The organism is Micromonospora sp. NBRC 107095 (assembly GCF_030269705.1).
Lineage (GTDB): Bacteria > Actinomycetota > Actinomycetes > Mycobacteriales > Micromonosporaceae > Micromonospora > Micromonospora parva.
Map to the genome: position 1 here is coordinate 262,767 of NZ_BSTU01000007.1, position 22,663 is coordinate 285,429.

The 22,663-nt window shown below is 70.0% G+C and carries 21 protein-coding genes; 15 read left to right on the plus strand and 6 right to left on the minus strand.

The features are described 5' to 3' along the window. The first annotated feature begins 8 nt into the window (after nucleotides 1-8). From QSK15_RS29585 to QSK15_RS29610, 6 genes are all read left to right on the plus strand, one after another. Nucleotides 9-998, plus strand: a complete 990-nt coding sequence (locus tag QSK15_RS29585) for a metal ABC transporter substrate-binding protein (RefSeq protein WP_285797324.1) — start codon at nucleotides 9-11, stop codon at nucleotides 996-998. Between the two features lies 1 nt (nucleotide 999). Next, a complete protein-coding gene (locus QSK15_RS29590) occupies nucleotides 1,000-1,770 on the plus strand; it encodes a metal ABC transporter ATP-binding protein (RefSeq protein ID WP_285797325.1) in 771 nt (256 codons plus the stop codon). Further along, nucleotides 1,767-2,654 carry a metal ABC transporter permease gene (locus QSK15_RS29595; protein WP_285797326.1) on the plus strand — a complete coding sequence of 296 codons (888 nt, stop codon included), beginning with the start codon at nucleotides 1,767-1,769 and terminating at the stop codon, nucleotides 2,652-2,654. The genes QSK15_RS29590 and QSK15_RS29595 overlap by 4 nt, the downstream gene beginning before the upstream one ends. After that, nucleotides 2,638-3,477 (plus strand): metal ABC transporter permease, encoded by an 840-nt coding sequence (locus QSK15_RS29600; RefSeq protein WP_285797327.1) that lies wholly within the window; start codon nucleotides 2,638-2,640, stop codon nucleotides 3,475-3,477. Before QSK15_RS29595 ends, QSK15_RS29600 begins: the two co-directional genes overlap by 17 nt. Continuing rightward, the gene (locus tag QSK15_RS29605) at nucleotides 3,474-3,782 is read left to right on the plus strand and encodes an ArsR/SmtB family transcription factor (RefSeq protein WP_285797328.1); all 309 of its coding nucleotides are present in this window, start codon (nucleotides 3,474-3,476) and stop codon (nucleotides 3,780-3,782) included. The genes QSK15_RS29600 and QSK15_RS29605 overlap by 4 nt, the downstream gene beginning before the upstream one ends. A gap of 138 nt (nucleotides 3,783-3,920) precedes the next feature. Then, a complete protein-coding gene (locus QSK15_RS29610) occupies nucleotides 3,921-4,913 on the plus strand; it encodes a hypothetical protein (protein ID WP_285797606.1) in 993 nt (330 codons plus the stop codon). Between the two features lie 230 nt (nucleotides 4,914-5,143). Here the strand turns inward: QSK15_RS29610 and QSK15_RS29615 are convergent, their stop codons facing one another. Further along, complete coding sequence (locus QSK15_RS29615) at nucleotides 5,144-5,707, minus strand: RNA 2'-phosphotransferase (protein ID WP_285797329.1); 564 nt, start codon at nucleotides 5,705-5,707, stop codon at nucleotides 5,144-5,146. Between the two features lie 338 nt (nucleotides 5,708-6,045). On the opposite strand from QSK15_RS29615, the gene QSK15_RS29620 reads away from it, so the two are divergent. The 4 genes from QSK15_RS29620 to QSK15_RS29635 are packed head-to-tail and all read left to right on the plus strand — an operon-like array spanning nucleotide 6,046 to nucleotide 13,959. After that, nucleotides 6,046-8,511, plus strand: coding sequence for an AAA family ATPase (locus QSK15_RS29620; RefSeq protein WP_285797330.1), 2,466 nt, complete (start codon nucleotides 6,046-6,048; stop codon nucleotides 8,509-8,511). A gap of 33 nt (nucleotides 8,512-8,544) precedes the next feature. Then, a complete protein-coding gene (locus QSK15_RS29625; RefSeq protein WP_285797331.1) occupies nucleotides 8,545-11,925 on the plus strand; it encodes an NB-ARC domain-containing protein in 3,381 nt (1,126 codons plus the stop codon). Next, nucleotides 11,897-13,180, plus strand: coding sequence for a CHAT domain-containing protein (locus tag QSK15_RS29630; RefSeq protein ID WP_285797332.1), 1,284 nt, complete (start codon nucleotides 11,897-11,899; stop codon nucleotides 13,178-13,180). Before QSK15_RS29625 ends, QSK15_RS29630 begins: the two co-directional genes overlap by 29 nt. After that, nucleotides 13,177-13,959, plus strand: coding sequence for a hypothetical protein (locus tag QSK15_RS29635; protein WP_285797333.1), 783 nt, complete (start codon nucleotides 13,177-13,179; stop codon nucleotides 13,957-13,959). Before QSK15_RS29630 ends, QSK15_RS29635 begins: the two co-directional genes overlap by 4 nt. Nucleotides 13,960-14,006: 47 nt before the next feature. Here the strand turns inward: QSK15_RS29635 and QSK15_RS29640 are convergent, their stop codons facing one another. From QSK15_RS29640 to QSK15_RS29650, 3 genes are all read right to left on the minus strand, one after another. Further along, entirely contained in the window at nucleotides 14,007-14,495 is a 489-nt protein-coding gene (locus tag QSK15_RS29640) for a hypothetical protein (RefSeq protein WP_285797334.1), read from the minus strand. Between the two features lie 256 nt (nucleotides 14,496-14,751). Next, nucleotides 14,752-15,069, minus strand: a complete 318-nt coding sequence (locus QSK15_RS29645; RefSeq protein ID WP_285797335.1) for an NIPSNAP family protein — start codon at nucleotides 15,067-15,069, stop codon at nucleotides 14,752-14,754. 39 nt (nucleotides 15,070-15,108) lie between these two features. Continuing rightward, entirely contained in the window at nucleotides 15,109-15,579 is a 471-nt protein-coding gene (locus QSK15_RS29650; RefSeq protein WP_285797336.1) for a nuclear transport factor 2 family protein, read from the minus strand. Nucleotides 15,580-15,713: 134 nt separating this feature from the next. Between QSK15_RS29650 and QSK15_RS29655 the strand changes: the two genes are divergently transcribed. Then, the gene (locus tag QSK15_RS29655) at nucleotides 15,714-16,340 is read left to right on the plus strand and encodes a TetR/AcrR family transcriptional regulator (protein ID WP_285797337.1); all 627 of its coding nucleotides are present in this window, start codon (nucleotides 15,714-15,716) and stop codon (nucleotides 16,338-16,340) included. Between the two features lie 90 nt (nucleotides 16,341-16,430). Here QSK15_RS29655 and QSK15_RS29660 read toward each other — a convergent pair whose 3' ends face one another. Continuing rightward, entirely contained in the window at nucleotides 16,431-16,730 is a 300-nt protein-coding gene (locus QSK15_RS29660; RefSeq protein ID WP_285797338.1) for a hypothetical protein, read from the minus strand. 391 nt (nucleotides 16,731-17,121) lie between these two features. Between QSK15_RS29660 and QSK15_RS29665 the strand changes: the two genes are divergently transcribed. Next, on the plus strand, nucleotides 17,122-18,012 hold the full coding sequence (locus QSK15_RS29665) for a DUF1963 domain-containing protein (RefSeq protein WP_285797607.1): 891 nt from the start codon (nucleotides 17,122-17,124) through the stop codon (nucleotides 18,010-18,012). A gap of 93 nt (nucleotides 18,013-18,105) precedes the next feature. Here the strand turns inward: QSK15_RS29665 and QSK15_RS29670 are convergent, their stop codons facing one another. Beyond that, on the minus strand, nucleotides 18,106-19,968 hold the full coding sequence (locus QSK15_RS29670) for a heavy metal translocating P-type ATPase (protein ID WP_377619654.1): 1,863 nt from the start codon (nucleotides 19,966-19,968) through the stop codon (nucleotides 18,106-18,108). 264 nt (nucleotides 19,969-20,232) lie between these two features. On the opposite strand from QSK15_RS29670, the gene QSK15_RS29675 reads away from it, so the two are divergent. From QSK15_RS29675 to QSK15_RS29685, 3 genes are read left to right on the plus strand one after another with little or no spacing between them, the layout of a single operon-like run. After that, on the plus strand, nucleotides 20,233-20,628 hold the full coding sequence (locus tag QSK15_RS29675) for a GntR family transcriptional regulator (protein WP_053656509.1): 396 nt from the start codon (nucleotides 20,233-20,235) through the stop codon (nucleotides 20,626-20,628). Then, nucleotides 20,625-21,524 carry an ABC transporter ATP-binding protein gene (locus tag QSK15_RS29680; RefSeq protein WP_285797340.1) on the plus strand — a complete coding sequence of 300 codons (900 nt, stop codon included), beginning with the start codon at nucleotides 20,625-20,627 and terminating at the stop codon, nucleotides 21,522-21,524. The genes QSK15_RS29675 and QSK15_RS29680 overlap by 4 nt, the downstream gene beginning before the upstream one ends. Then, complete coding sequence (locus QSK15_RS29685) at nucleotides 21,521-22,498, plus strand: ABC-2 membrane transporter-related protein (RefSeq protein WP_285797341.1); 978 nt, start codon at nucleotides 21,521-21,523, stop codon at nucleotides 22,496-22,498. Before QSK15_RS29680 ends, QSK15_RS29685 begins: the two co-directional genes overlap by 4 nt. Nucleotides 22,499-22,663: the final 165 nt, after the last annotated feature.

A 22,663-nucleotide genomic window follows, 5' to 3' on the forward strand; every position in this document is an offset into this window, starting at 1 on the left:
GTGTTTTCGTGAAGCATGGACAACGCATCATCATCGCCGCGGCGGCAGCCGCCACGCTTGTTCTTCTTGGTGGTTGTGGCACGGGTGGCGACGCCGCCGAGGGTGGTGGCACCGCCTCGGCCGGTACGAGACTCGCCGTGGTCGCCACCACCCCCGAGGTGGCCGACTTCGTCCGCACCATCGGCGGCAGCGACGTCACCGTCACACAGATCATCAAGCCGAACGTGGACCCGCACGACTACGAGCCCACCCCTGCCGACATCCAGGCGATCGGTAAGGCCGCCATCGTCGTCAAGAACGGTGTCGGTCTCGAGGAGTGGCTCGACCAGACCATCGAGTCGGCCGGCTTCAAGGGCACCGTCGTCGACTCCAGCCAGGGCGTGACCCTGCGCGAGGGCGGCCACGAGGAGGGCGAGGAAGCCCACGAGGAGGGCGAGGGCGCGCACGAGGGCGAGGAGCACGACCCGCACATCTGGCACAACCCGTTGAACGCCAAGACGATGGTCGCCAACATCGAGAAGGGCCTCGCCGCGGCCGACCCCGCGCACGCCGCGACCTTCGCCGGCAATCTGAAGAACTACACTGCCGAACTCGACAAGCTCGACGCGGACAACGAGGCCGCCTTCGCCAGGATCCCTGCCGACCAGCGCAAGCTCGTGACCAACCACGACGCCTTCGGCTACTACGTCGACCGGTACAAGTTGCAGTTCGTCGGCTCAGTCATCCCCAGCCTCGACACCTCCGCCGAGCTGAGCGCGAAACAGCTCAACGACCTCGTGGCGAAGATCAAGGCGACGGGTACGAAGGCTATCTTCGCGGAGACGTCGCTGCCGCCCAAGAGCGCCGAGGCGATCGCGAACCAGGCCGGCGTCAAGGTCATCGGCGGCGAGGACGCCCTCTACGGCGACAGCATCGGTGCCGAAGGCACGCCGGCAGGCACCTACCTTGGTGCGGAGCGGCACAACACTGAGGTCATCGTCTCGGCTCTGGGCGCCTGACATGGGCGATGTCGCGGTGGCCGACGCCGCCCTCCGCTTCACCGAGGTGAGCGTCGGCTACCACGGCACGCCCGTGCTCACCGACGTCAACCTCGACCTGGTCGCCGGGCAGCGCCTGGCCCTGATCGGGCCCAACGGCGCCGGCAAGTCCACGCTGATCAAGGCGATCCTCGGCCTGGTGCCGGTCCTCGCCGGTACGCCCACCGTGCTCGGGCGCGCGCCGGCCCAGGCCCGGACCCGCACCGGATACGTTCCCCAGACCGACTCCCTCGATGCCGACTTCCCCGTGACCGCGGGCCAGGTCGTCATGATGGGCCGCTACCGGCGCATCGGCTGGTGGCGCCCCACCCGCAGCATGGACCGTCGAACCGTCCACGAGGCCCTCGACCGACTCGGCCTCGCCCACCACGCAAGGACCCACTTCGGCGTCCTCTCCGGTGGACAACGCCAGCGGGTGTTGCTCGCCCGCGCCATCGCCGCCGAGCCACGGCTGCTGCTCCTCGACGAGCCGTTCAACGGCGTCGACGCGGTGAGCCAGGACGCCATCGTGTCCGTCCTTCGCGACCTCAGCGCGGTCGGAACCACCCTGGTGCTGAGCACCCACGACCTGACGGTCGCCCACGAGCTCGCGGACACGGTCTGCGTGCTCAACGGGCGACAGTGGGCGGTCGGCCCGCCCGACGAGACGTTGACGTCCGATACGTTGCGCCGCGCCTACGGTGGGCACGCCATCGAGTTGAGAGACGGCCGGACAGTGCTGGTGGAGCCGTGATCGAGCCGTTCACCGTACCGTTCATGGGCCGTGCCCTGGCCGAACTCGCGCTGCTCGCCCTCATCTGCGGACCGGTCAGTGTCTTCGTCTTCGCCCGCCGCCTGTCGTTCGTCTCCGACGCGCTGACGCACACCGTGTTTCCCGGCGTCGTCATCGGGTTCCTGGCCGGCGGCATCGAGGGCGTCGTCGTCGGAGCGCTGGTCGCCGGCGTCGTGACCGCTGTGGTGTTGACAGTGCTCAGCCGTGGCGGGGCGCTGTCCGATGATGCCTCCACCGCCGTGGTGCTCACCGCCATGTTCTCGATCGGTGTGGTGCTCGTGTCGCGGCGCTCCTCGTACACCTCGGATCTGACGTCGTTCCTCTTCGGGCGCATCCTGACGGTGACGCCGCGACAGATCGCGGAGACCGCCGTGCTCGCGGTCGTCATCCTTGGGCTGTTGCTGATCAGCGCCCGCGCTCTGATCTTTCGGACCTTCGACCCGGCCGGCGCCGCCGCGGCCGGCTTCCGGATCGCCGGGCTCGACCTGCTGCTCAACATCATCGTCGCGCTCGTCGTCGTCGCCGCGGTACGCGCCGTCGGCACCATCCTCGTGGTGGCGTTGCTCATTGTGCCCGCCGCGGCCGCCCGCATGCTCACCACGCGCCTGTCACTGATGGCGGTGATCGGCACCGGCCTCATCCTCATCGCCGCATACGGCGGCCTGCTGGCCAGCTGGACCGCATCGGTCGACCACGGCATCGCCCTGACCTCGGCCTCCGCCGTCGTCCTGCTGCTCGTGCTCGCCTACCTGCTGCTGCTCCCACTGGGCGCGCTGCGGTCAAGGCGCAACCACGGGCGGATCCTTCCCGACGCAAGGAGGTCCCCGCATGAACTGGTGGGATGACGCGCTGCACCGGGCCACGGCCGAAGTGCTACTCGCCGGCGCGCTCGCCGGACTCGTCGGCGTTCATGTCGTGCTCCGCCGGCTGTCCTTCTTCACCATGGCACTGACCCACGCCACGTTCCCCGGGGTGGTGGCCGCCTCCATCATCGGCGTCAACATCATCGTCGGCGGCGTGGCCGCAGGCGCGATCGTCGCGCTGGGCGTCGCCGCGCTCAGCCGCCACAGAAGCCAGAACACGGCTGCGGCGACCGGCGTCATGCTCTCCGGTGGCTTCGCGCTCGGCGCCGGGCTCGTCGCCACCCAGAACGGCTTCAGCCGAGACCTGACATCGTTCCTCGTCGGATCGATCCTCACCGTCAGCCCTCAGGATCTCGTGACCACGGCGGTCGTGCTCGTGGTCGTCGCGGTCGTCCTGCTGGCCTGCGCCCGTCCACTGCGGTACACCGGTTTCGACCGGTCCGGCGCGCAGGCGGCCGGCTTCACCACCGGTGTCTGGGACGTCGTATTGCTGCTTGCCATCCAGGTGACGGTCGTGACCATCGTCCCCGCCATCGGCACGATCCTCGCCCTCGCCCTCATCGTCGCGCCGGCAGCGGCGGCACGCCAGTGGTCGCACCGGCTGAGCATCATCACCGCCCTGGCTGTCACACTCGGCGCTCTCAGCGGGCTCGGCGGTCTGTACGCGTCGAGCCGCTGGGACGTCGCCGCCGGCGCGAGCATCACCCTGACCGCCACCGCGGTCCTGGCGCTGTCCACAGTGCTGTCCCGGCTGGTCAAATCCACGCCCACCGCGACCACCGGCCTCCGGGCGGTCCCCGCATGAGCGCCCCACATTTCGACGAGACGAGGCGCACACTGGACCGCGCGGTCGTCGTGTTACGCGCCATGGCGTACGAGCACCGGATACGCATCCTCGTCCTGCTGCAGGACGGCGAACAGACACCGGCGTCCCTGGCGGGGGCGATGTCCGCAGACCCGACGCTCATCGCCCGCCACCTGCGGTACCTCAAGGAGGCCCGGTTGATCCGGCGCAAGCGTCGCGGGCGGGAGGTCACCTACACGCTGCAGGGGGAGGCCACCAGGCGACTCATCACGGAAGTGCTGCACCACGCCGAGCACTCAGCTTGATCTCGTACACGGCGTTTGGCCACCGCAGCTAGACCTGCGCGAGCCTCAGCGTCGCGCTGAGCGTCATCCGCCGATCAGCGGCTGACCGAGGGCGGCAGACGTGAAATGATGGCGCGTTCCTCTCAGGCGCCGTGGATGATGGCTGGCGTGACTGAGAATGGCGGCGGGTTCGCGGAGCAGCGCCTGTACGACGCGGTGGCGCAATGGAACGTCGAGACCGGGTACGGCGTGGCGGACCTCATCCATTCCGCTTGTCAGGCGTTGGTCGACGGGCTGGACTCTCCGACGCTGCGTGAACTCGCCGGTGCATCGGTGAATGATTCTTCCTGGGATATCCGCGATCTCGTGGGCAAGTCGCTTGAGGAACTTGGGATCCCCTGTCCGGGCACTGTTCCCCCGGGCTTCACCCTTGCCTCAGGTGGAGGAGTCGTCCGTCGGCCAGGAGTCGACTCTCTCCGTCTGGAGGTATCCCCGCTGCCCGGCGACGCAGGCGGCGGATTCCAAGTGCAGGTCTACGTCAACGGTACGGAGATGACCTCTGCCGGAGCAGGCCTCGGGATGGACCCGTACGACGTCCTTGTTCCCACCAATCGTCTCGCGGCCGCCCCCGAGCCGAAGACCGTTGCAATCGCCCGATGCGAGTGCGGTGTGTACGGCTGCGGATCCACAGACGTCATCATCGTGCGTGACGGCGATCTGGTCCACTGGGACTGGTCGCTGGAAGTGCCCATGATGCGGGGTGTCTCCTTCACAGCTATGGAGTACGACGTGGAAGTCGCGCGTGTGGCTGCGGATCATTCGTGGGAGACGCCGGAGCGTACGGCCGGACGACGTGTCCTGACGGACATTGACCGCGATCGTCTGCTCACGTACGGCCTGAGACCCAGTTGGGTCGCCAACGACTACCGCAATCAGGAGCTGTTCCGGGTTGCCTTGCAGCTCAACGGTGACTACCAGATCTTCGTCGACACCCCGTGGCGTGGCCGCAGACCCGGGGAATTGGCGGGCGAGGTGTGTGCCACCTTGGCGCTCCCTCCCAGCGCCTGGCACGCCACCTGGCACGCCATCATCCCCACGATCACCAAACCGCCGAAGATTGCGGGGCCGTCCTGGCGACCCGCGCGGTTCTAGGGCCTGTTTCATAAGGGCGGCCGAGCCGAGGCGGAGTCCGGGCGGCGATCCGGCAAGGCGCGGTTGCGTCCGGATACCGGTGTCGTATCCGGACGAAACCGCAACGGCGCCGGTCGTCGTCCGGGCCCGCCGCAGGCCGGCCAGTTCTTATGAAACAGGCCCTAGCAGCGGCAAGCCGGCACCCGGCGCCGGGCTTGCTGGTCGGCGCCGGCTCACGCCGGCCTCTGGAGCTACCGCCAATGACCACTCCCGAACTCGAATCGCAGGTAGTCGGCCGGGACCGCCTCGGTGAGCCAGACGCCGTTGGCGCTGCGATGGAACACGTGCCCGGCGGCGGCCATCGCCGCCGCGTCGATGGTGAGGACCACGACCTGACCGGCCCGTCGGGCCCCGACCCGGTGGGCGGTCTCGGTGTCGGCGGAGAGATGGACGTGGTGCCGGCCGCCCCGGTGCAGGCCGGTGGCCCGGATCGACTCCAGCGCACCGGCACCGGTGCCGTGATAAAGCCGGTTCGGTGGGCTAACCGGGGGCAGCCCGAGGTCCACCGGAACCGAATGGCCCTGGTTGGCCCGGATCCGCAGCACCCCGTCGGCGCCGCGCTCGACAGCGAACCGCTGCTTGTCGTTGCCCGCGACGACCGCATCCAGCTCGGCCCGCCCGATCCGTAGGGCGGCGAGCAGGGCGTCGACGGGAGTCCAGCCGGCCCGGTCGAGCACCAGGCCGGCCCGCCCGGGGTCGTGCCGGAGTGCCTTCGACATCCGTTTGCTCAACTTGACCACGCGCTCGCGTTCCACTGTGGCATTGTGGTCGATTTCCGTCGCGCGGATCGAGAGGTTTTCCGCGGCACCGAACCCGGGCTTCTCTCCGGCGGGCCTGCGGGGTGCAGCGCGCGGGCTCCGACGTGTCCACTACAGAGGAGGATGCCCGGGTGATCGGCGGGATTCCGAAATCAGCCCGGGACGTCGCGGATCTTCTGCGCGATTCGACATCGGCCGTAAGGGCCATCGCGGCTCCTCGATAAGACCGTGTACGCCTCGTCCACGGCGACCACTATCGATCCCGAAGGGACCAACGACCTGGCTTTGGTTTGCCTCGCGGCGGCATGATGTAGTGACTCGACCGAGGAGTGGCGATGCGATCGGTTAACGCGGCACGCTTCATCCCGTTCGCGCTACCGATCGGCTTTCCCAGCGCCAGCACTTTGACGTACGACTTTCTCTACCCGGCCCTCGCGTTCGTCGTGGTCTTCGTCGTCGGTGCGTTCGGCGCACGGATAGTTCAGACGCTGATCCGTCGTCGGCGTGCGGCGGCACCCGCGATGGCGGTCGTGCCCGGCGGTCTGGACCTGGCCTCCGGCAGCTCGCGCCGGCAGCGGATCGTGCCCGCCGAACTGCCCCCGCCGCCCGGCCTGCTGGCCGGCCGGGACCGTGAGCTGGATGAGATGTGCGACCACCTCGCCCGGCCCGACCGGGACGGCGGTGCGCTGATCGTCATCTACGGCGAACCAGGGATCGGAAAGACCGCGTTGGCGATCAGAATGGCCCACCTGGTGTCGGACCACTATCCCGACGGGCAGCTGATGCTCCGGTTCGACAGCGCCGACGACCAGTTGACCGAGGACCGGTTGGAGACCTTCGTGCGAGCCCTGCGCGGGCCACGGGAGGTCATGCCGGAGCGCGCGGATCTCGGCCGCTGGTACAGGGACTGGACGCGGCGCCGGCGGGTGCTGGTCATCCTCGACAACATCGGCGACCCGGACCAGATCCGACCACTGTTGCCGGCCGGCCCCGGCTGCCTCACCATGGTCACCGCCCGCGGTGCGGTCCCCGGGTTCCCTGGACAGTTCCCGGTGGCGCTGGAGCCGCTGGGGGACGATGCCGCCACCGCCCTGCTCGACCGGCTGGTCGGGGGCGACCGGATCGGCGCCGAACCGGAAGAGGCGCAGCAGATCGTGGCCGCCGCGGCCGGCTATCCGGTGGCGATCCAGATGGCCGGGGCGGTGCTCGCCGTACGCAAGAACTGGACCTTGGAGATCGCCGTCCGGCGCATGCGGGACATGGCCACCGATCTGCAACGAAGGAAGGTCGTCGCCTTCTCCGGCATCCTCGACCTGGCCTTCGCCCTGCTCACCCGGGAGGAGCGGGAGGCGCTGGTCCTGCTCGGCCTGGCCGACCGGCGCCGGGTGGAGCGGTGGATGCTGGCGATGCTGTTCAACGGCGCTTTCGCCGATCGCACCATGCCCGAAAACGTCGCTGGCCGATTCCTCGACCATCTCGCCTCCGCCCGGTTCGTGGAACGTCGGGTGGACGACCACTCCGGGCTGCTGACCTTCCGGGTTCCGGTCTACGTCCACGCCTACGCCGCCACCCATCTCGACAGCTACCTGACGAGCCCGCAGCAGCGGCGTGCCCGGCGGGAACTCTCCGAGGGACGGCGCCGGCGCAACGAACGCAACGCCGATGATTTCCTGCGCATGACGGTCTTCGAGTTCCTGGACCGGGGTCAACTCGACGCCGCCCTGAACTCCGCCCGGGAGTCACTCGCCCTGTGCCGGGAACGCGCCGCCGCGGTGTCGAGCACCGACTCCGGGGCGCTGGCGTTCGCCACCGAGGAAGGTCTCACCCTCGCCGCGCTGGCCGAGGTCAACGCCGAACTCGGCTGGATCGACGAGGCCATGACCGGTGCCGAAGACGCCGCGAAACGTGGCAGTCAGTCGCCGCGCACACTGGCCCGGGCACTGCGGGTGACCGGCAGCCTGCGCCGGCGGCTACGCCAACTGCCGCAGGCCGAGGCGGACCTGCTCGCCGCCGAGCGCAGCGTCCAGAACGCCGACGACCGCGACGAGCACATCCGAGTGCTCTGCGAGTTGACCGCTCTGCAGGCTCCGCGCAAGGACCTGGATACGGCCACCCGGTACTTCGAGCAGGCCCGACGGCTCTGCGCCAGCGGGGGACCGTCGGGCGCGCGGCAACTTCCCGCCGTGCTGCTGGCGTACGCGCAGGTGTTGCGGGAGTGCGGCGACCCGGAGGCGGGCAACACCCTCGCCGAGGCCGAGCGGCTCACCGGTGACCCCGACGGCTGGCAGCGACTGCGCCGGCCGTGGATCAGGCTGCACCGCGCCCTGACCCTCCTCGACCGTGGCAAGTACGACCAGAGCCGCGAGTTCAGCTCGGCGGCGTTGGAAGGTTTCACCACGTTGCGGCACCGCTACGGCAGCGGATACGCACGGCTCGCCCTCGGCCGGGCGCACCTCGCCGACGGGAACCTCAGCGGGGCCGTCCCGGAGCTGGAGGAGTGTCACGGGACGTTCCGCCGCTGCGGGGACCGCTGGATCGAGGCAGAGTCGGCGACCTGGCTGGCGGCGGCGTACCACCGGGCCGAGCGCGGCCAGGAGGCGGTCGACCTGCTCTCCGCTGCCGAACAGGCGTTCTCGAAGCTCGGTGACGAACAGGGCGTACGGCGGGTCGGCCGGCAGCTGTGGGAGGTGGAGTCCTCACTGCCCGCCCAACCGCTGAGACCGTTGCCGGGTGTCCGGGAATGGATGGCCGCGGTCGGCCGGCAGCCGACCGACCCGGCCGGCACCCGAGCGGGAACGTGATGCTCTCCAACCGGCCCAGATGGGATGGCTTCCTTGTCGTTACGCTGGTCGATCCGGCGGTTACGCCGACGCCTCAAGCGGTTCCGGCTCCTGATCGCCGCGGCGGTGACCGTGCTGGCCAGCGTGCTCGGCACCATCTACGACAACATACCCGCCAAGCTGCAACTGGCGGCGCTGCTGGCGATCGGCACGCTCGGCGCGGCCGCGGTGATTCTGGTCGAGTCGCCCGAGGCCAGTTACGAACAGTCGCGGGTGGACCCGCCGGCCGCCCGCAAGAGCAAGCGCGCCAAGCCGGCCCGACCGCGCCGGGACCGGATGGAGCCACGCTTCCGGCTCACCCGATGGCTGGGCTGGTGGCGCAACCAGGTGGTGCCCACCCTGCCGCCTCGGGACGAGCTCTTCCGGGGCCGCGAGCGTGAACTGGCCGACCTGCAGGAACTACACGACCGGCAACGGGCGATCCGCACCGGCGGCGTACGGTCGATCTTCCGGCGCGGCGGACGGCGGACGGCGGACCGACGCGGCGCCGCCGGACCGGTGATCCTGCTTCTGCACGGCATGCCGGGGGTCGGCAAGACCGCCCTGGCCGACGAGTTGGCCCGGCGGCTCGCCCGCCGCTACCCCCACGGGCAACTGTTCGTGAACCTCGGCACCGGTGGCGCCGCCCGCACACCGATGGAGATCCTCAAGGAGCTCCTGCTGGCGTTGGGCTGGAGCGAGATGCCCGACACCGCGGTCGGCCGGGCGATGGTCTTCCGGTCACTGACGGCGAAGAAGAAGATCCTGTTCATCCTGGACGCCGCCCGCAACGCCGACCAGGTCCGGCACGTACTGCCGAGCGACTCCGCCGCCGCCGTGATCATCACCTGTCGGCGCGGCATGACCTGGTCCGATTCGCTGGCCGAACCGTCGTACCCGTTGGGCCTGCCAGACGACGATGAGGCGCTGGCCATCTTCCGGGCCGTCTCGCGGACCGCCGAGACCGTCCGGCCGGAATGTGCCGCCGAGATCGTGTCGTTGTGCGGACGGCTCCCGCTCGCCGTCCGGGCCGCTGCCGAGCGCGTCTCCAACGACGGCGCCGACATCTGCCAGATTGCCGGGCTGCTGCGCGAGCCGCGGTCCCGCCTCGGCTGGTTGGACCGCCCCGGTCGGTCCCTGCGGGCCCACCTGCAGACCGAGTACGGCCGGCTGCTGCCGAAGGAACAGCGGGCGTTGGCCATGCTCGCGCTGATTCCGTCACCCACCTTCGTGCCGTGGGTGCTGGGCCCGCTGATGGACCTGCCACCGGCCGAGGTGGAGGCCCTGGTCGACCGGCTGTCCGCGGCCCAACTACTCGAAGACCTCGGCATGGACGAGGTGTCGGAGGTGGCCCGGTACCGGCTGCACCCGCTGGTGCGGCTGTTCGCCGGCGCGCAGGCCGCCCGGATTCCGGCCCACGAACGCGAGTGGGCACTGGACCAGCTCACCGCCGCCTACATCCAGGTGGTCAGCGCGGTCCTCGCCGTCCTGCACGACGACTTCACGTACCCCGGGCCGATGAACTGGCTCGCGCCGGACTCGAAGTTCCCGCAGCGGATCGCCGACCATCCCGAGGCCTGGGTCCGGGCCGAGTACCCCAATCTGCTGCGGGTGATGGACGACACCGCGGCCCTGCCGGACACCGGCTTCGGCACGCAGTTGCACTGGCGGGTCGGCGCCTGGCTTGACGGCTGTGTCGCCGACGGGGTGAGCTCGGCGGCGACGCTGGCGGCGTACACCCAGGCGGCCCGCGCCGCCGAGCGCGACGGCAACGTCCTCGCCCAGGTGGACGTGCTGCTCGCCAAGGGCACCTTCCTGGTGGCCGTGGAACGGTACCGGGACGCCGAGCAGACGCTGGACCGGGCGATCGCGTTGTCGCACCGCCTGCTCGGGGACCGGTCGGCGGCGCGCGACGAGGCCGAGCGTCGGATCGCGATCGCCCTGCGGAAGATGGGTGAGGGATTCCTGCAGGCCGCCGCGTACCAACGCGCTGTGGAGAAGCTGGAGGACGCGCTCGCCCGGGCGGAGACCATAGCGGACGGACCGGAGCAGCGACTGATCCGGATCCTGTTCGCCGAGGCGCACCACGTCGACACGGCGGAGGCCGTCTACGACGAACTGCTCGACCCCGCGCTTTCCGACGCCACCCGCTACCGGATCTATCTGTCCCTGGCCGAGGCGGGTCGCCGACGGGGGGACTGGCAGTCCGCCGGTGACTACCTCGGTCAGGCTGCCCGGCTGGTCGACGGGGACCTGCGCCGCGTGGCGAACGTGCGGTACCGGACCGCACGTCTCGCTCTCGACCAGTACGAGGACGGGACCGGCGGCGGTCGAGACCCGGAACTCGCCACGACAGCCGTCCGGCGAGCCGCCCACGCGTTACTGACCTTCCGGCAGATGGGCAACCCGCTCGGGACGATACGGACCCAGTGTCTGCTGGCCCGGGCGATCCTGGCGATGGGCCGGCTGGTGGAGGCGGACCACGTCGCGCACGCCGCCGAGGGTGAGCTGGCCGCGGTGCAGGGATCGGGCGAGAAGCCCGAGGTGCTGGCTCCGCTCACCGCGCGGCTGACCCGGGTCAAGGGCGAGATCCGGCTGCGCGCCGGGGACCGGACCGGCGGACGGCAGCTGTTGATGGACGCCGCCATGGCGTTCGGCGAGCTGAAGGACTGGGCCGGGCTGCGCGCGGTGCTCGGCCTGTTGGAGGAGGTCGCCCCGACCGGGGCCGAGACGACCGGTGCCGGGCTGCCGGTGGTCGTCCCGGCCGACGGATGGCCGGGGCGCGGTCCGATGCCGATGGGCGGTGGTCCGGCCAGCCTGTCGCCGGCTGTCACCGAACGCCTGGCGGCCCGACTGAGCAGCCAGGTCATCGACCGGGTGCAGGATGAACTCCGGCAGACACTCACCCCGGCCGAACCGGTGGCGTTCCGCGGTGCGCTCGGCGCCGGGCTGACCAGCGCCGAACCGGTCCACAACGAAGATCCGCAGCCGACGTGGCGTATCCCGGTCGGCGAGCTGTGCCACCTCACGGTGCTCGTGGCGACCGGGCACCGGGCCTTCGCGGACGAGCCGGGGCGGCGACCCGCGCTAGCCGACCCACAGGTCTGGCGCCCGCTCGCTGTCAGCAGCGGCGCACGGGCCGACGACGTCGACCTCACCCTGTTGGTCGACGCCCCGTTCGTCGACGTGTCCGACCCGGAACTGCGCACCACCTGCCGGGTCGACGGCGGACTGGCCCGCTTGGACAGCACCCTGCGGATCGACGTGCCCGGTGGTGCCGACCTGCGAATCACCCTGCTGTCATCAGGTCGGCTTGTCCAGTCGCTGCCGATCCGGCTGTTGGCGGTAAGCGGAGAGGAGGGCACGGGTGGACCTGCCACTGTTCCGCTCTCCTGACGTGACGGCCCGGACCACTGTCAACGACAAGGGCATCTGCCTGCGGCTCACCGCCGCCCGCGGGCCGGCGCCGACGGACATCCAACTGGTCGACCCGGACATCGTGCGCGAACACTGCGCCAAACTCGGGAGGCTGGTCGGGCGGGTAGTGGCGAGTTGCCGGCAGTACTGGCCGGTCGCGACCGACGCCGCAAGCGAGGCGCTAGGCAACCTCGCGGCCGCCGGGCGGATATTTCTCTTCGACGTGCTGCACGACCCGCAACGGGACTTCCCTCGGTTGTCGCTGTTCCTACAGGCGGCCTGCCCGACCTGGCAGAGCCGGCAGAGCCGTACCCCGTTGATCCACGCCATCGCCGAACCGAACCAGTACTTCCCCTGGGAGTTGCTGCCGTTGTTCGCCCCGACCTCCACGGTGCGGGCCGGCAACCAGGCAGAGTTGGAACGGGCGGCGCTGGCCTTCCCCGGTTTCGCGGCTGTCGTCGAACGCCGCGACCCGGATCACCTGCCCGATTCCACCTCCCTGAACGGCTGGGACGGACTCCCGATCCGGATGGTGTACGACGCCAGTTTCCCGGGAGTGCAGCAGGAGGTGGGCTTCTTCCGGGGCAAGGACGCCCTGTTCCTGCTGAGGGGGCCGTACCCGAAAGACAGCGACGACCCGGCGGCGCCGACGCTGGCGCAGCAACTCTGCGACCCGGCGCTCGGGCTTGACCACAACCGGGACGGCCCGCTCGACCAGGTGGTCCACTTCTCCTGTCACTGCCAGGCAGCCGACGGCGACACCACCCGGTATGCCTACCACCTCTCCGACGAGCAGGGCCGCAAGCTGGTGGTACCGCTGGAGGAACTCGTTGAGGAGATGATGCGGATCTGGGCCGCCGAGGTGATGGCCGCCCGACCGGGGCCGCGACCGGACATGCCGTTGGTGTTCCTGAACGGTTGCGGCACCGTGGCGATGGACCCGACGAGCGCGGCGTCGTTGCACAAGCCGTTCCGGCACAATCGCAATCGGGGCATCATCGGCACCATCGCGAACGTGCCGGACCGGATCGCCGCGGAGATCTCGAAGTGGTTCTACCTGAACCTCCTCGTCGAGCGGCACGACGTAGGGCAGGCCCTGCACGAAGCGAAGTGGCGGCTCCTGCAGGACCGGGGCAACCCGCTCGGTCTGCTGTATTCCATTCACGCGTACGCGGGCCTGCGGATCGAGCCGGTTCCCACGTACGCCGGTCCCGCCGACGGAGGCGCTCGATGACCAGCCTGCTGACCAGTCTCTGGCACGAGACCCGGGGTCGGTTCGACCGGCTGCCGGTCTGGCTGCCCGGGGCGCGGATGGAACTCGGCGACGTCGGTGTCTTCGACGACGGGGGGTGGGTGAAGCACACCACCCTGGACGCACTCGGCATCCCCTTCACGCCAGATCCGCCCGGCGTTCCCACCGGCTACGACTACGCCTCGCACGACGGTGCCCAGGTGAGCACCTGGCTGGCAGCCGACGGCGACCCCACGGTCAGCGGCATCGCCCACGGCAACGCCGGGCTGCGGATCCGGTTCTCCCGGGCCGGCGCGTTCGTGCTGAAGGCCGACGAGGTGACCGTTCAGAGCCTGGCCAACCTCGCCGAGGTCGACCGGCGGGTCCTCGCCCGGCACCGGGCCGGGAAGTGGGAACGGGGCTGGGTGCTGGTGAGCGAGGTGGCCCGGGGCGGACCGGCGATCACGGTGGTCTCGGGCAGCTCCGACGGCGAGGCCTTCGTCGACCTGGGCGTGACGGCGGCCCCCGCCGGCCAGCCGCTGGCCGCCGCCGGTGCGGGGATCGCCCTCGGTACGCGGCGGGGCCTGGCCGGCTACTTCGTCAGCCCCACCGAGACGACCCTGCTGTGGCGGGGCCGCTGTGTGCGGGATCCCTGGTGGTCGTCGAAGACCTCGATGAGCGACCGGGGCGACCGGATCCACGAGGAGCTGTCGGTCGACGACACGGGCCTCCATGTCGTCGAGATCGAGCACCTCGAGGACATACCGACCGACGACGCGTGATCGCAGGCACGGCTGACAGGTCACCGCCGATTGCGTGGTCGGATCGGTCAGGCGGCCGAGCAGGCGGTGTCCAGCTCCTTGATAGCGGCTTCCAGTGCCTTCTTGCTGGGCTTGGCGTCGGCGGACTTGTTGTACGCGTCGCTCAGGCCCATCATCTCGTTCTGGACCTTCTCGGAGGCGGTGGTGACTGCCTCGTTGGCGCCCATCGAGTGCGCCAGGATCGCGACCGACCCGGCGGCCCACTGGGCACTGACCGCGAAGTGCCCGGCTGGTGGGCCGATCTTCTCGGCCTCGGCGACCTTGGTCGCGTTGTCCTTGATGTCCTTCTTGATGTCGGTGCAGGCCTTCACTGTGGCCGCGTTGTTGGCTGCCGGGTTGGCCGCGGTGGTGGCCGCACCGCCGGTCGGGGCGGCGCTCGAGGCCACCGGGGACGGCGAGGTCGCGGCGTCCTCGGACTTGGGCTGTGGATCGCAGCCGGACGCTGCGAGAGCCGCCGCAACGGCCACGCCGGTCAGGACGAGTCGAATTCGGTTCATCGATGTTACCCCCGTGATCTTCATGTTCGGCGCACGCTACCAGCCATGGTCGATCCGGTGGGGTCAGTAAATTTGCCGACGAGCACCGAGCCCCAGGTCTGCACGTGGATGCGACGAGGGCCAGTACTGTGGACGACGGCTGCCGCGCAGTGCAATCGCGGCACCGCCGGCGGGCTCGCCACATCCGACGGTGCCGCGTCCGGAGGCGGTTCAGTGTGAACGGAACCGCCCCGCCAATGCGACAGTCAATCCTCGCTCAGGCCAGTGGAGATCCGGCGACCGCATCGAGCAGCAGTTCCTCGACGTCGACGATGTCGCTGACGTCGAAGCCCTGCATGTCCGCGGCCAGTTCGGGGCTCGCCACGTAAGCGGTGGTGAATGCGGCGGGGTGGGTGTCCTCCCGAAACGAGAGCAGGGCGATCAACCGGTGCGCGCCGGCCTGGTGATCGGTCCAGAAGCCGTGCACTGTGACGCCGAAGGCGGGCATGCTGGTGACGTGCCGCGGCCAGTGCACTGTGGCGTACTGCTGGAGCGCTTCTGCCGTGCGCAGGGTGTAGGTCCTGATCTGATACATGATCGGACTCCGTTCGGGGTGTGGGGTCAGTTGATGGAGCTACGCCCCTGCGGCGGCTGTCGTGGCGGCCTCGATTGCCGAGTCGAAGTCGGGCTTCGCACCGATTTGTGCGAGCAGCACGTTCGCCGCGTTGTAGCAGTCGAATCTTTCGATTTTTCCGTCCCGGAGGTGCCAGAGATCCGCCGTCGGCACGTCGATCCGGTTGCCGGTCGGCGGGATTTCACCGACCGGGGTGGGGAACCCGCCGAGATGCGTTCCCTGAATTCGGAGTTCGACGGCGACGACAGCACCCAGCGCATGCACGCCGAGTAGCTCGCGGTGGACGTCGGGAAAGACGCTGGCGAAGCCCATCAATGCCTGCGGAATCTCGTCCCCGCGGAAGCTCATCGAGTTCGGCATGTCGTTGAACGCCCCGTCCTCCGTGAACAGGGCGCGAAAGCCATCCCCGTCCAGGACGCTTCCTTCCGCCAGCCGGTATGCCTCGCGGACAACCTCTTCGTTGCTTCTCACTTCGCTCTTTCCTAAGCCCTGGTGTCGCTACCGGAACTGCATTGCTGGCGCCCGCCAGGAGTCGCGTATCGACCGGCGCCCCAACCACGCTAACAGGTTTTTGACCATATGGTCAATAACGTATGCTTGCTCACATGCCTCGTCCCCGCAAGTTCGTCGAGAGTGATGTCGTCAGCAGCGCCGGCGAGGTGTTCGCGGCGCACGGCCTCGCGGCTGCGACGCTGGACGATCTGGTGCGGGCCACCGGTCTGGGGAAGCAGAGCTTGTACAACGCCTTCGGCGGGAAGCGGGAATTGTTCCTCCGAGCGCTTTCCGAGGACCGGGAGGAAGCGACGCGCGCCGTCTCGGAAGCACTCGGACACGCGGACGCGTCAGCGCTGGAACAAATTCGAGGTCACATGCTCCGGCTGGCGATCGAGCTCAGTGGCAGTGATCGGCGGGTCTCGCTGACCACGCGGGCGCTTGTCGAATCGACAGGCGAGGATGACCAGCTGTCAACGGCCACGAAGGCCGGTATCGAGCAGCTCGCCGAGGTCTATGCCCAATGCCTGGAACATGCGCGGGAGGACGGGGATCTCCCGGAAGATGCGAACGTGCAATCGCTGGCGGTCTACTTCGTCGCCGTCACCCGAGGGATGGAGTTGCTCGGCCGTGCCGGTGTCGGCCGCGCCGTTCTCACCGCAGTCGCGCTCGACGCGCTTCGCGCGCTCCACGGTCAGCGGATGGAAGAGCTCGATGGTTCCCCGTCTCTGAGGGAATGACTGCACGCCTGGCCGCTGCCAAGGAACTGGTTGGCTGTGAATGGCGCACCGGCTCGTACCCCAACCTGTCCGTCCCGGCCGGTGCCGGCCTCAGTCACCGGAGATCCAGAGATATCCGCGCGCCCGGGTCGCCTCCTCGATGAGCACCCCCAGCGCCTGAACGTCGACCCGGAGCTCCGGTTTGCGGCTCGCGATCTCGTCCAGCTCTGCGGTCAACTGCGGCAGCTGGATCAGGTTGATCATGGTGTCGCCGTAGGAATCGATCCTCGACACCAGGTGGTGCCGCTCCCGGTCGCTCGCCGCCACCAGGCGTTGCAGCGAGGAGCCTGCTTCCACGCCGGCATAGCGTTGCTCGTGCACCTGGTTCTCGATATATACGCCAAGCCCCATCGCCGCACCTCCTTCACGCAAATGGCCAGCCAGGGCATGGCACACTGCGGCCGGCCGACCTTACGGTCGTCGACGCTCAGTCCTTGCAGGGAATCGGGTACATCGTTCGCACGCGCCCCGCCGGTCCTGAACCACCATCTAACAACTCGTGCTCTGTGCGCCACTGTCCTTCGACGTCCGGCCGACCGGGTTGTCGGCCTTCGCCTCACACCGAGGACAGCCGAAGATCGTGCGGGTGGCCGCGTGCCAGAGCGTAGACCCGCCGGGTGGCAGGGCACAGCGTTGGCGTCCCGCCGCGACGGTAGGGCGGCATCCGCTCAGGTCGGAGCGGGCGCACACGGTTGCCGGGCTCCGTCCTCTGGTTGTCGCCTGCGTGGCACCATGGTGCGCTATGGATCATGAGGGGCAGTTTCGTCACGCAGCGCTCGCGATCGGCCTCCCGGACGACGAGGTCGGCCGGTTCGTCCAGCACCTGCGTCTGTCGATCCGGTTGAGCGGGGGATCCGGCGGTGTTCCGGTCGGGCGGTTCGGTGGGTTGCCCCGACTGCCGGTGGGCATGGACTGGCCGTCCGACGGGGTCAGTCCGTTGCCGTTCGTCTTCTCGGTCGACTGTGCGGCGCTGCCGAGAGTCGACGGTTTCGGCCTGCCGGCAGACGGCTCGATGCTGTTCTTTCTGAACCACGAGCAGGCGGCTGCCACCGGGGAGCGGAGGTACGGGCGAGTCGTGTATGTGCCGGCCGGTACCGATACCGAGGCAGCGACGGGATCCACCGACGACGCGTTCGTCGGCGAGCAGTACGACGTCTCTGCCACGCTGCGCGCGGAGTTCCCCGGTTGGTTCGGGGTCGACGAGGACGAGGACGGCGACGAGGACGAGGACGACCTGTCGCCTGTGCAGCAGCAGGTGACCCGTGACCTCGAACGTGACCTGCCGCACCTGGACGAGCTCTGTGCGCTGGCCAACGATCTCTGGCCGTCTGACAACGGGTACGCCAGCGCCTGTATCGGCGGGTACGCCGACGGGGAGGTCATCAAGAGTTTTGCGGAGCAGACCCTCGCGTGGCGCGAGAAGACCGGCGAGATCGTCATCCCGGTCGCGAAATGGTATTCCCATGTGGAGCTGGAGACGCACCGGCTGACGAGTGAGTGGGTGTCGCTGGCCCGTTTTCCCGTGGACAACGAGCGCTATTACCGCAGTGACGGGGGTTTCGTGATCCGTCACGACGACCTGGCCGCCGCTCGGCTGGACGAGGCACTGCCAGTAGCTGAGCTGACCCCGTAGAAGACCGGCGGTGCGCCGTCGGTGGGCAGGGTAACGCCGACGACCCGCCGGCCGTGCTCGGCGCGTTCGCGCTGCGCCCCGGTTTGCCGGCGCTCAACTGCGGGTCCTGCCGCTGCCGAGAGCGCGTAGCGCGTTGAGGATCACGGCCACGTCGATGCCCTCCTGTAGGAACGCGCCAGCCACCGGGGGCAGCAGGCCGAACGCGGCGGCGATCATCGCCACCACCGCCAATCCCATGCCCACGCCAGCACTCTGCGCCGCGATCGTCCGCGACCGGCGGGCGATCTCCACCGCGTCCGCCAACCGGTCCAGCCGGTCCACCGACAGCACCGCATCCGCCACGTCCGCCGAGGCCGTCGCCCCGGTAGCCCCCAGTGCCACGCCCACTCCGGCGGTTGCCAGCGCGGGCGCGTCGTTGATCCCGTCGCCGACCATCACCGTCACCGCCCGGTCGGACTCGGTCCGTACCCGGGCCACCTTCTCGTGCGGGGAGCAGCGCGCGACCACGTCATCCACGCCCACCGCGCGGGCCACCCGTTCGGCGACCTCCGGCCGGTCCCCGGTCACCATGATCACCCGTTGGAAGCCGGCCTGCCGCAGCCGTCGTACGGTGTCCTTCGCGTCGGGCCGTACCGGGTCGCGGAGAAGCACCGCCCCGGCGAGGACGCCGTCCAGGCCCACCCAGACCGTCGACAGGCCGTCCTCCTCCGCCTGCTGCCGTGCGCGTGCGGCCCAGTCCGGTACGTCACCGCCGTGTTGGCCGACCCGGACCAGCCGCCCGTCGACCCGGCCGCTCACCCCCTGTCCGGGCTCCTCCGTCACCTCGGTGGGCGCCACGAGCCGACTGCTCCGGTCCTTGGCGGCCCGCACGATCGCGGCGGCCAGCACATGGGAGGACAGTTGTTCGACCGAGGCGGCCATCCGCAGCAGTTCGTCCCCGTCCCCGCCCGGCGCGGTCAGCACCCTGGCCATCTCCGGACGCCCTGCCGTCAGCGTCCCGGTCTTGTCCACGAGCAGCGTCCGCGCCCGGCCCAGTAGTTCCAGCGAGCCGCCGTTGCGGACCAGCACACCGCGCCGGGCCGCCCTTGACAACCCCGCCACTATCGCGATCGGGGTGGCCAGCAGCAACGGGCACGGAGTCGCCACCACCAGTACCGCCACCGCCCGCACGAACTGCCCGGAGACCGCCCACGCGATACCGGCCAGGATCAGGGTGAACGGCACGAACGCCGCCGAGTACCGGTCAGCCAGGCGCACCAGTGGCGCCTTTTCCGCGTTCGCTTCCTCCGCGAGCCGGACGATTCCCGCGTAGGTGCTCTCGGCCGCCACCGACGCGACCCGCAACCCGAACGCCGCGCCCGCGTTGACCACTCCACTGGCCAGCCGGTCCCCGGCCCGGCGCTCGATCGCCTGGGACTCGCCGGTCACCGCGGACTCGTCCAGCGTCGCCGCGTCCTCGGCGAAGCCGTCCACTGGCACGACCTCACCCGGCCCGACCAGCAGCCGATCGTCTTTTCGGATGTCGTTCACGTCGACGTCCTGGATGTCGCCGTCCGGACCGCGGCGTCGTGCCCGGCGGGGTGCTCGCGCCAGCAGTTCGTGCAGGTCCCGAGTGGCCCGCCCCTGGGCGTAGCGCTCCAACGTGTGCCCGCTGGCCAGCATCAGCGCCACCACCGCCCCGGCCAGGTACTCACCGACCAGCAGCGAGGTGACCAGAGCCAGAGTCGCGATCACGTCCACGCCGATCCGGTGCCGCCGCAACGACTGGACCAACCAGCGCAGCGTGACCAGCAGGGTGACCGCGGTCGTCGCCGCCCAGCACACGTCAGCGGCCCCGCGCTGGCCCGCGAACCACAACCCCGCGCCGGCCAGCACCGGCACCGTCAACGCGACCAACGGCGCGACGTCACGCCACCGTTGCGCCGCAGACCCGCCAACCACGTCCCACCCCCACATCGAGGGGCCGTCGCGCACCCCTGGCCGGCGAAACCATGGCCGGCCGGGCCCGGCGCTGGCGAGTAACAAGGGTCTCAACAACGCGAGGCCGGCGTGGTCGAAACATCATGATTTTCTGAGGTCGGCCCCGACCGCGGGTGCCGGCCGCCGGCGCGGGCTGGCGTGGCCCCCGGATCCGCTGCCGCGCTCGGATGGGCGGGCGGCCCTTCTTGACCGTCACCGTGCCGCTTTACTATGTTCCTAGTAAATCAGTAAGGGGTCATCGTGTTCGTCTTCCGGCTCGACACCCACTCCGGTGTGCCGCCGTACCTGCAACTCGTCCAGCAGGTCCGCCAGGCGGTGCTGCTGGGCTTCCTCCAACCCGGTGACCGCCTCCCGCTCATCCGTGAGGTGGTCGAGGACCTGGCGATCAATCCGAACACCGTCGCCAAGGCGTACCGGCAGATGGAGCAGGAGAACCTGGTCACCGGCCGGCCCGGCCAGGGCACGTTCGTCAATGAGCAGCAGTCGGCCGCGATGTCGGCATCGACGTACACGTCGCTGCGCCGCGGCCTGGCGACCTGGTTGCGCCGCGCCTACGCGGCCGGCCTCGACGAGCAGGCGGTCAACGCGCTCTTCACCTCCGTGCACCAGCAGACGAGGAACGAGGACGTGGCGTGACGGCGACCCAGTTCGCGCTGCGCACCGACGCCGTGGGCAAGCGATACCGGAAGGGCTGGGCGCTGCGCGACTGCACACTGGCCCTGCCGGCGGGCGGTGTGATCGCCCTGGTCGGGCCGAACGGCGCGGGCAAGACCACACTGCTGCGCCTGGTCGTCGGGTTGCTGGCACCGAGCACCGGCACTGTGGAGGTCCTCGGCCACGACGTCACCGCCAGCACCCCACAGACGCTGTCCCGGGTCGGGTTCCTGGCCCAGGACCACCCGCTGTACAAGCGCTTCACCGTCGCCGAGATGCTCCGCTTCGGCCGGGCCTGCAACCTCCGGTTCGACCAGGGGTTGGCGGAGCGCCGGCTGGCGAAGCTGGCCATCCCGCTCGACCGCAGGGCCGGCACGCTCTCCGGCGGCCAGCAGGCCCAGGTCGCGTTGGCGTTGGCGCTGGCGAAGCGGCCGGACCTGCTCGTCCTCGACGAGCCGGTGGCCAGCCTCGACCCGCTGGCCCGGCACGAGTTCCTCCAGGTCCTCATGGGTGCGGTGGCCGACGGTGGGGTGACCGTCCTGTTCTCCTCCCACGTCGTGCACGAGTTGGAGCGTGTCTGCGACCACCTGGTCGTGCTCAACAACGGCCGGGTCACGCTCACCGGTGACATCGACACCCTCCTCGCCGAGCACCGGCGACTCGTCGGCCCGCGCACGCCCACCGACCTCGACCGGGCCGGCGCCGTCGTGGAGGCCGTCCACAGCGATCGCCACACGAGCCTGCTGGTACGCGACGGCGGGCTCCCGACCGCGCCCGGGTGGCAGGCGCAGCCGGTCGCGCTGGAGGAGCTGGTGCTGGCGTACCTGCGCCGGCCGTCCGAGCCGAGCGTCACCGTCCCGTCCGAGGTGCCGGCATGACGTGGCTGATCTGGCGCCAGCACCGGGCCGAGGTCTGCGTCCTGGGCCTGTTCGTCGGCATGTTCGCCGTCGTCCTGCTCGTGCTCGGGACGCAGGCCCACGACCTGTTCCCCGGCGGTCCCGCCCGGTGCGCGGGAGACGCCGGTGTCAACGGGGCCTGCGCGGCCTCCTTCCGCCGGCTCGACGAGGAGTACGGGTACGTCGAGAACCTGCTGGCGGGCTTCTACCTGGTCCCCGTCGTCATCGGTGCGTTCCTCGGTGCGCCGCTGCTCGCGCGCGAGCTGGAGGACGGCACGTGGCAGCTCGCCTGGACGCAGGCCGTGCCGCGGATGCGTTGGCTGGCGGCCAAGCTCGCGGCACTCGCCGGCGTCACCGTCGCGCTCACCGGGATGTTCACCGCGGTGCTCACCTGGTTCCGTCAGCCGTTCGACGCCTGGGAGGGGCGGTTCCAGTACGACGCCTTCGACCTGGAAGGACTTGTTCCGGTGGCGTACGCGCTGTTCGCGTTCGGCGTCGCCACCGCCGCCGGGGCGATCCTGCGGCGCAGCCTGCCCGCGTTCGGCGTCGCGTTCGGGGCGTTCCTCGCCGCCCGGATGTCGGTGGCGCTGCTGGCCCGTCCCGCGTACGCCACGCCGCTGACCGCCACGGAGCCGGTTCCGGTCGGCGGCTCGACGGACCAGGCCGGGCGCCGGGCCGTGCCCGGCTTCGCCGACTGGGTGATCGAACGCGGCTACGCGGACGCCACCGGGCGCAGGTTGAGCGGGACCGAGTACCACGAGATGGAGGACGCCGCCGACCGGGCCGGCGCCAACCTCAACCAGTTCCTGCACGCGCGGGGCATCCAGCGGTTCGGGGTCTACCATCCGGCGGACCGGTTCTGGACGTTCCAGTTCATCGAGGCGGCAGTGTTCGTCGCCGTCGCGGCGATCCTGATCGGTGTGGTGGTGTGGCGGATACGGCGTCGGCTGATCTAGCCGTACCGCTATGACATAGATGGGATTATATCTCTTGCGTCATCTCAGGTAGGAAGGCCGAAGGCACGTCTCGGTGCTGATTCCTGAGAAGGAGCGACAGATGAAACATGCCCTGCGCCGCCTACGAACGGGGGCGGTCGCGCTCGCTGCCTGCACACTCGGGCT

Bases quoted from the DNA above. Each gene is read 5' to 3' on its own strand.
- QSK15_RS29590 (WP_285797325.1), top strand. From the start codon at position 1,000: ATGGGCGATGTCGCGGTGGCCGACGCCGCCCTCCGCTTCACCGAGGTG.
- QSK15_RS29640 (WP_285797334.1), bottom strand. From the start codon at position 14,495: ATGAACCGAATTCGACTCGTCCTGACCGGCGTGGCCGTTGCGGCGGCT.
- QSK15_RS29645 (WP_285797335.1), bottom strand. From the start codon at position 15,069: ATGTATCAGATCAGGACCTACACCCTGCGCACGGCAGAAGCGCTCCAG.
- QSK15_RS29670 (WP_377619654.1), bottom strand. From the start codon at position 19,968: ATGTGGGGGTGGGACGTGGTTGGCGGGTCTGCGGCGCAACGGTGGCGT.
- QSK15_RS29620 (WP_285797330.1), top strand. From the start codon at position 6,046: ATGCGATCGGTTAACGCGGCACGCTTCATCCCGTTCGCGCTACCGATC.
- QSK15_RS29635 (WP_285797333.1), top strand. From the start codon at position 13,177: ATGACCAGCCTGCTGACCAGTCTCTGGCACGAGACCCGGGGTCGGTTC.
- QSK15_RS29685 (WP_285797341.1), top strand. From the start codon at position 21,521: ATGACGTGGCTGATCTGGCGCCAGCACCGGGCCGAGGTCTGCGTCCTG.
- QSK15_RS29600 (WP_285797327.1), top strand. From the start codon at position 2,638: ATGAACTGGTGGGATGACGCGCTGCACCGGGCCACGGCCGAAGTGCTA.
- QSK15_RS29610 (WP_285797606.1), top strand. From the start codon at position 3,921: ATGGCTGGCGTGACTGAGAATGGCGGCGGGTTCGCGGAGCAGCGCCTG.
- QSK15_RS29660 (WP_285797338.1), bottom strand. From the start codon at position 16,730: ATGGGGCTTGGCGTATATATCGAGAACCAGGTGCACGAGCAACGCTAT.
- QSK15_RS29665 (WP_285797607.1), top strand. From the start codon at position 17,122: ATGGATCATGAGGGGCAGTTTCGTCACGCAGCGCTCGCGATCGGCCTC.
- QSK15_RS29605 (WP_285797328.1), top strand. From the start codon at position 3,474: ATGAGCGCCCCACATTTCGACGAGACGAGGCGCACACTGGACCGCGCG.
- QSK15_RS29655 (WP_285797337.1), top strand. From the start codon at position 15,714: ATGCCTCGTCCCCGCAAGTTCGTCGAGAGTGATGTCGTCAGCAGCGCC.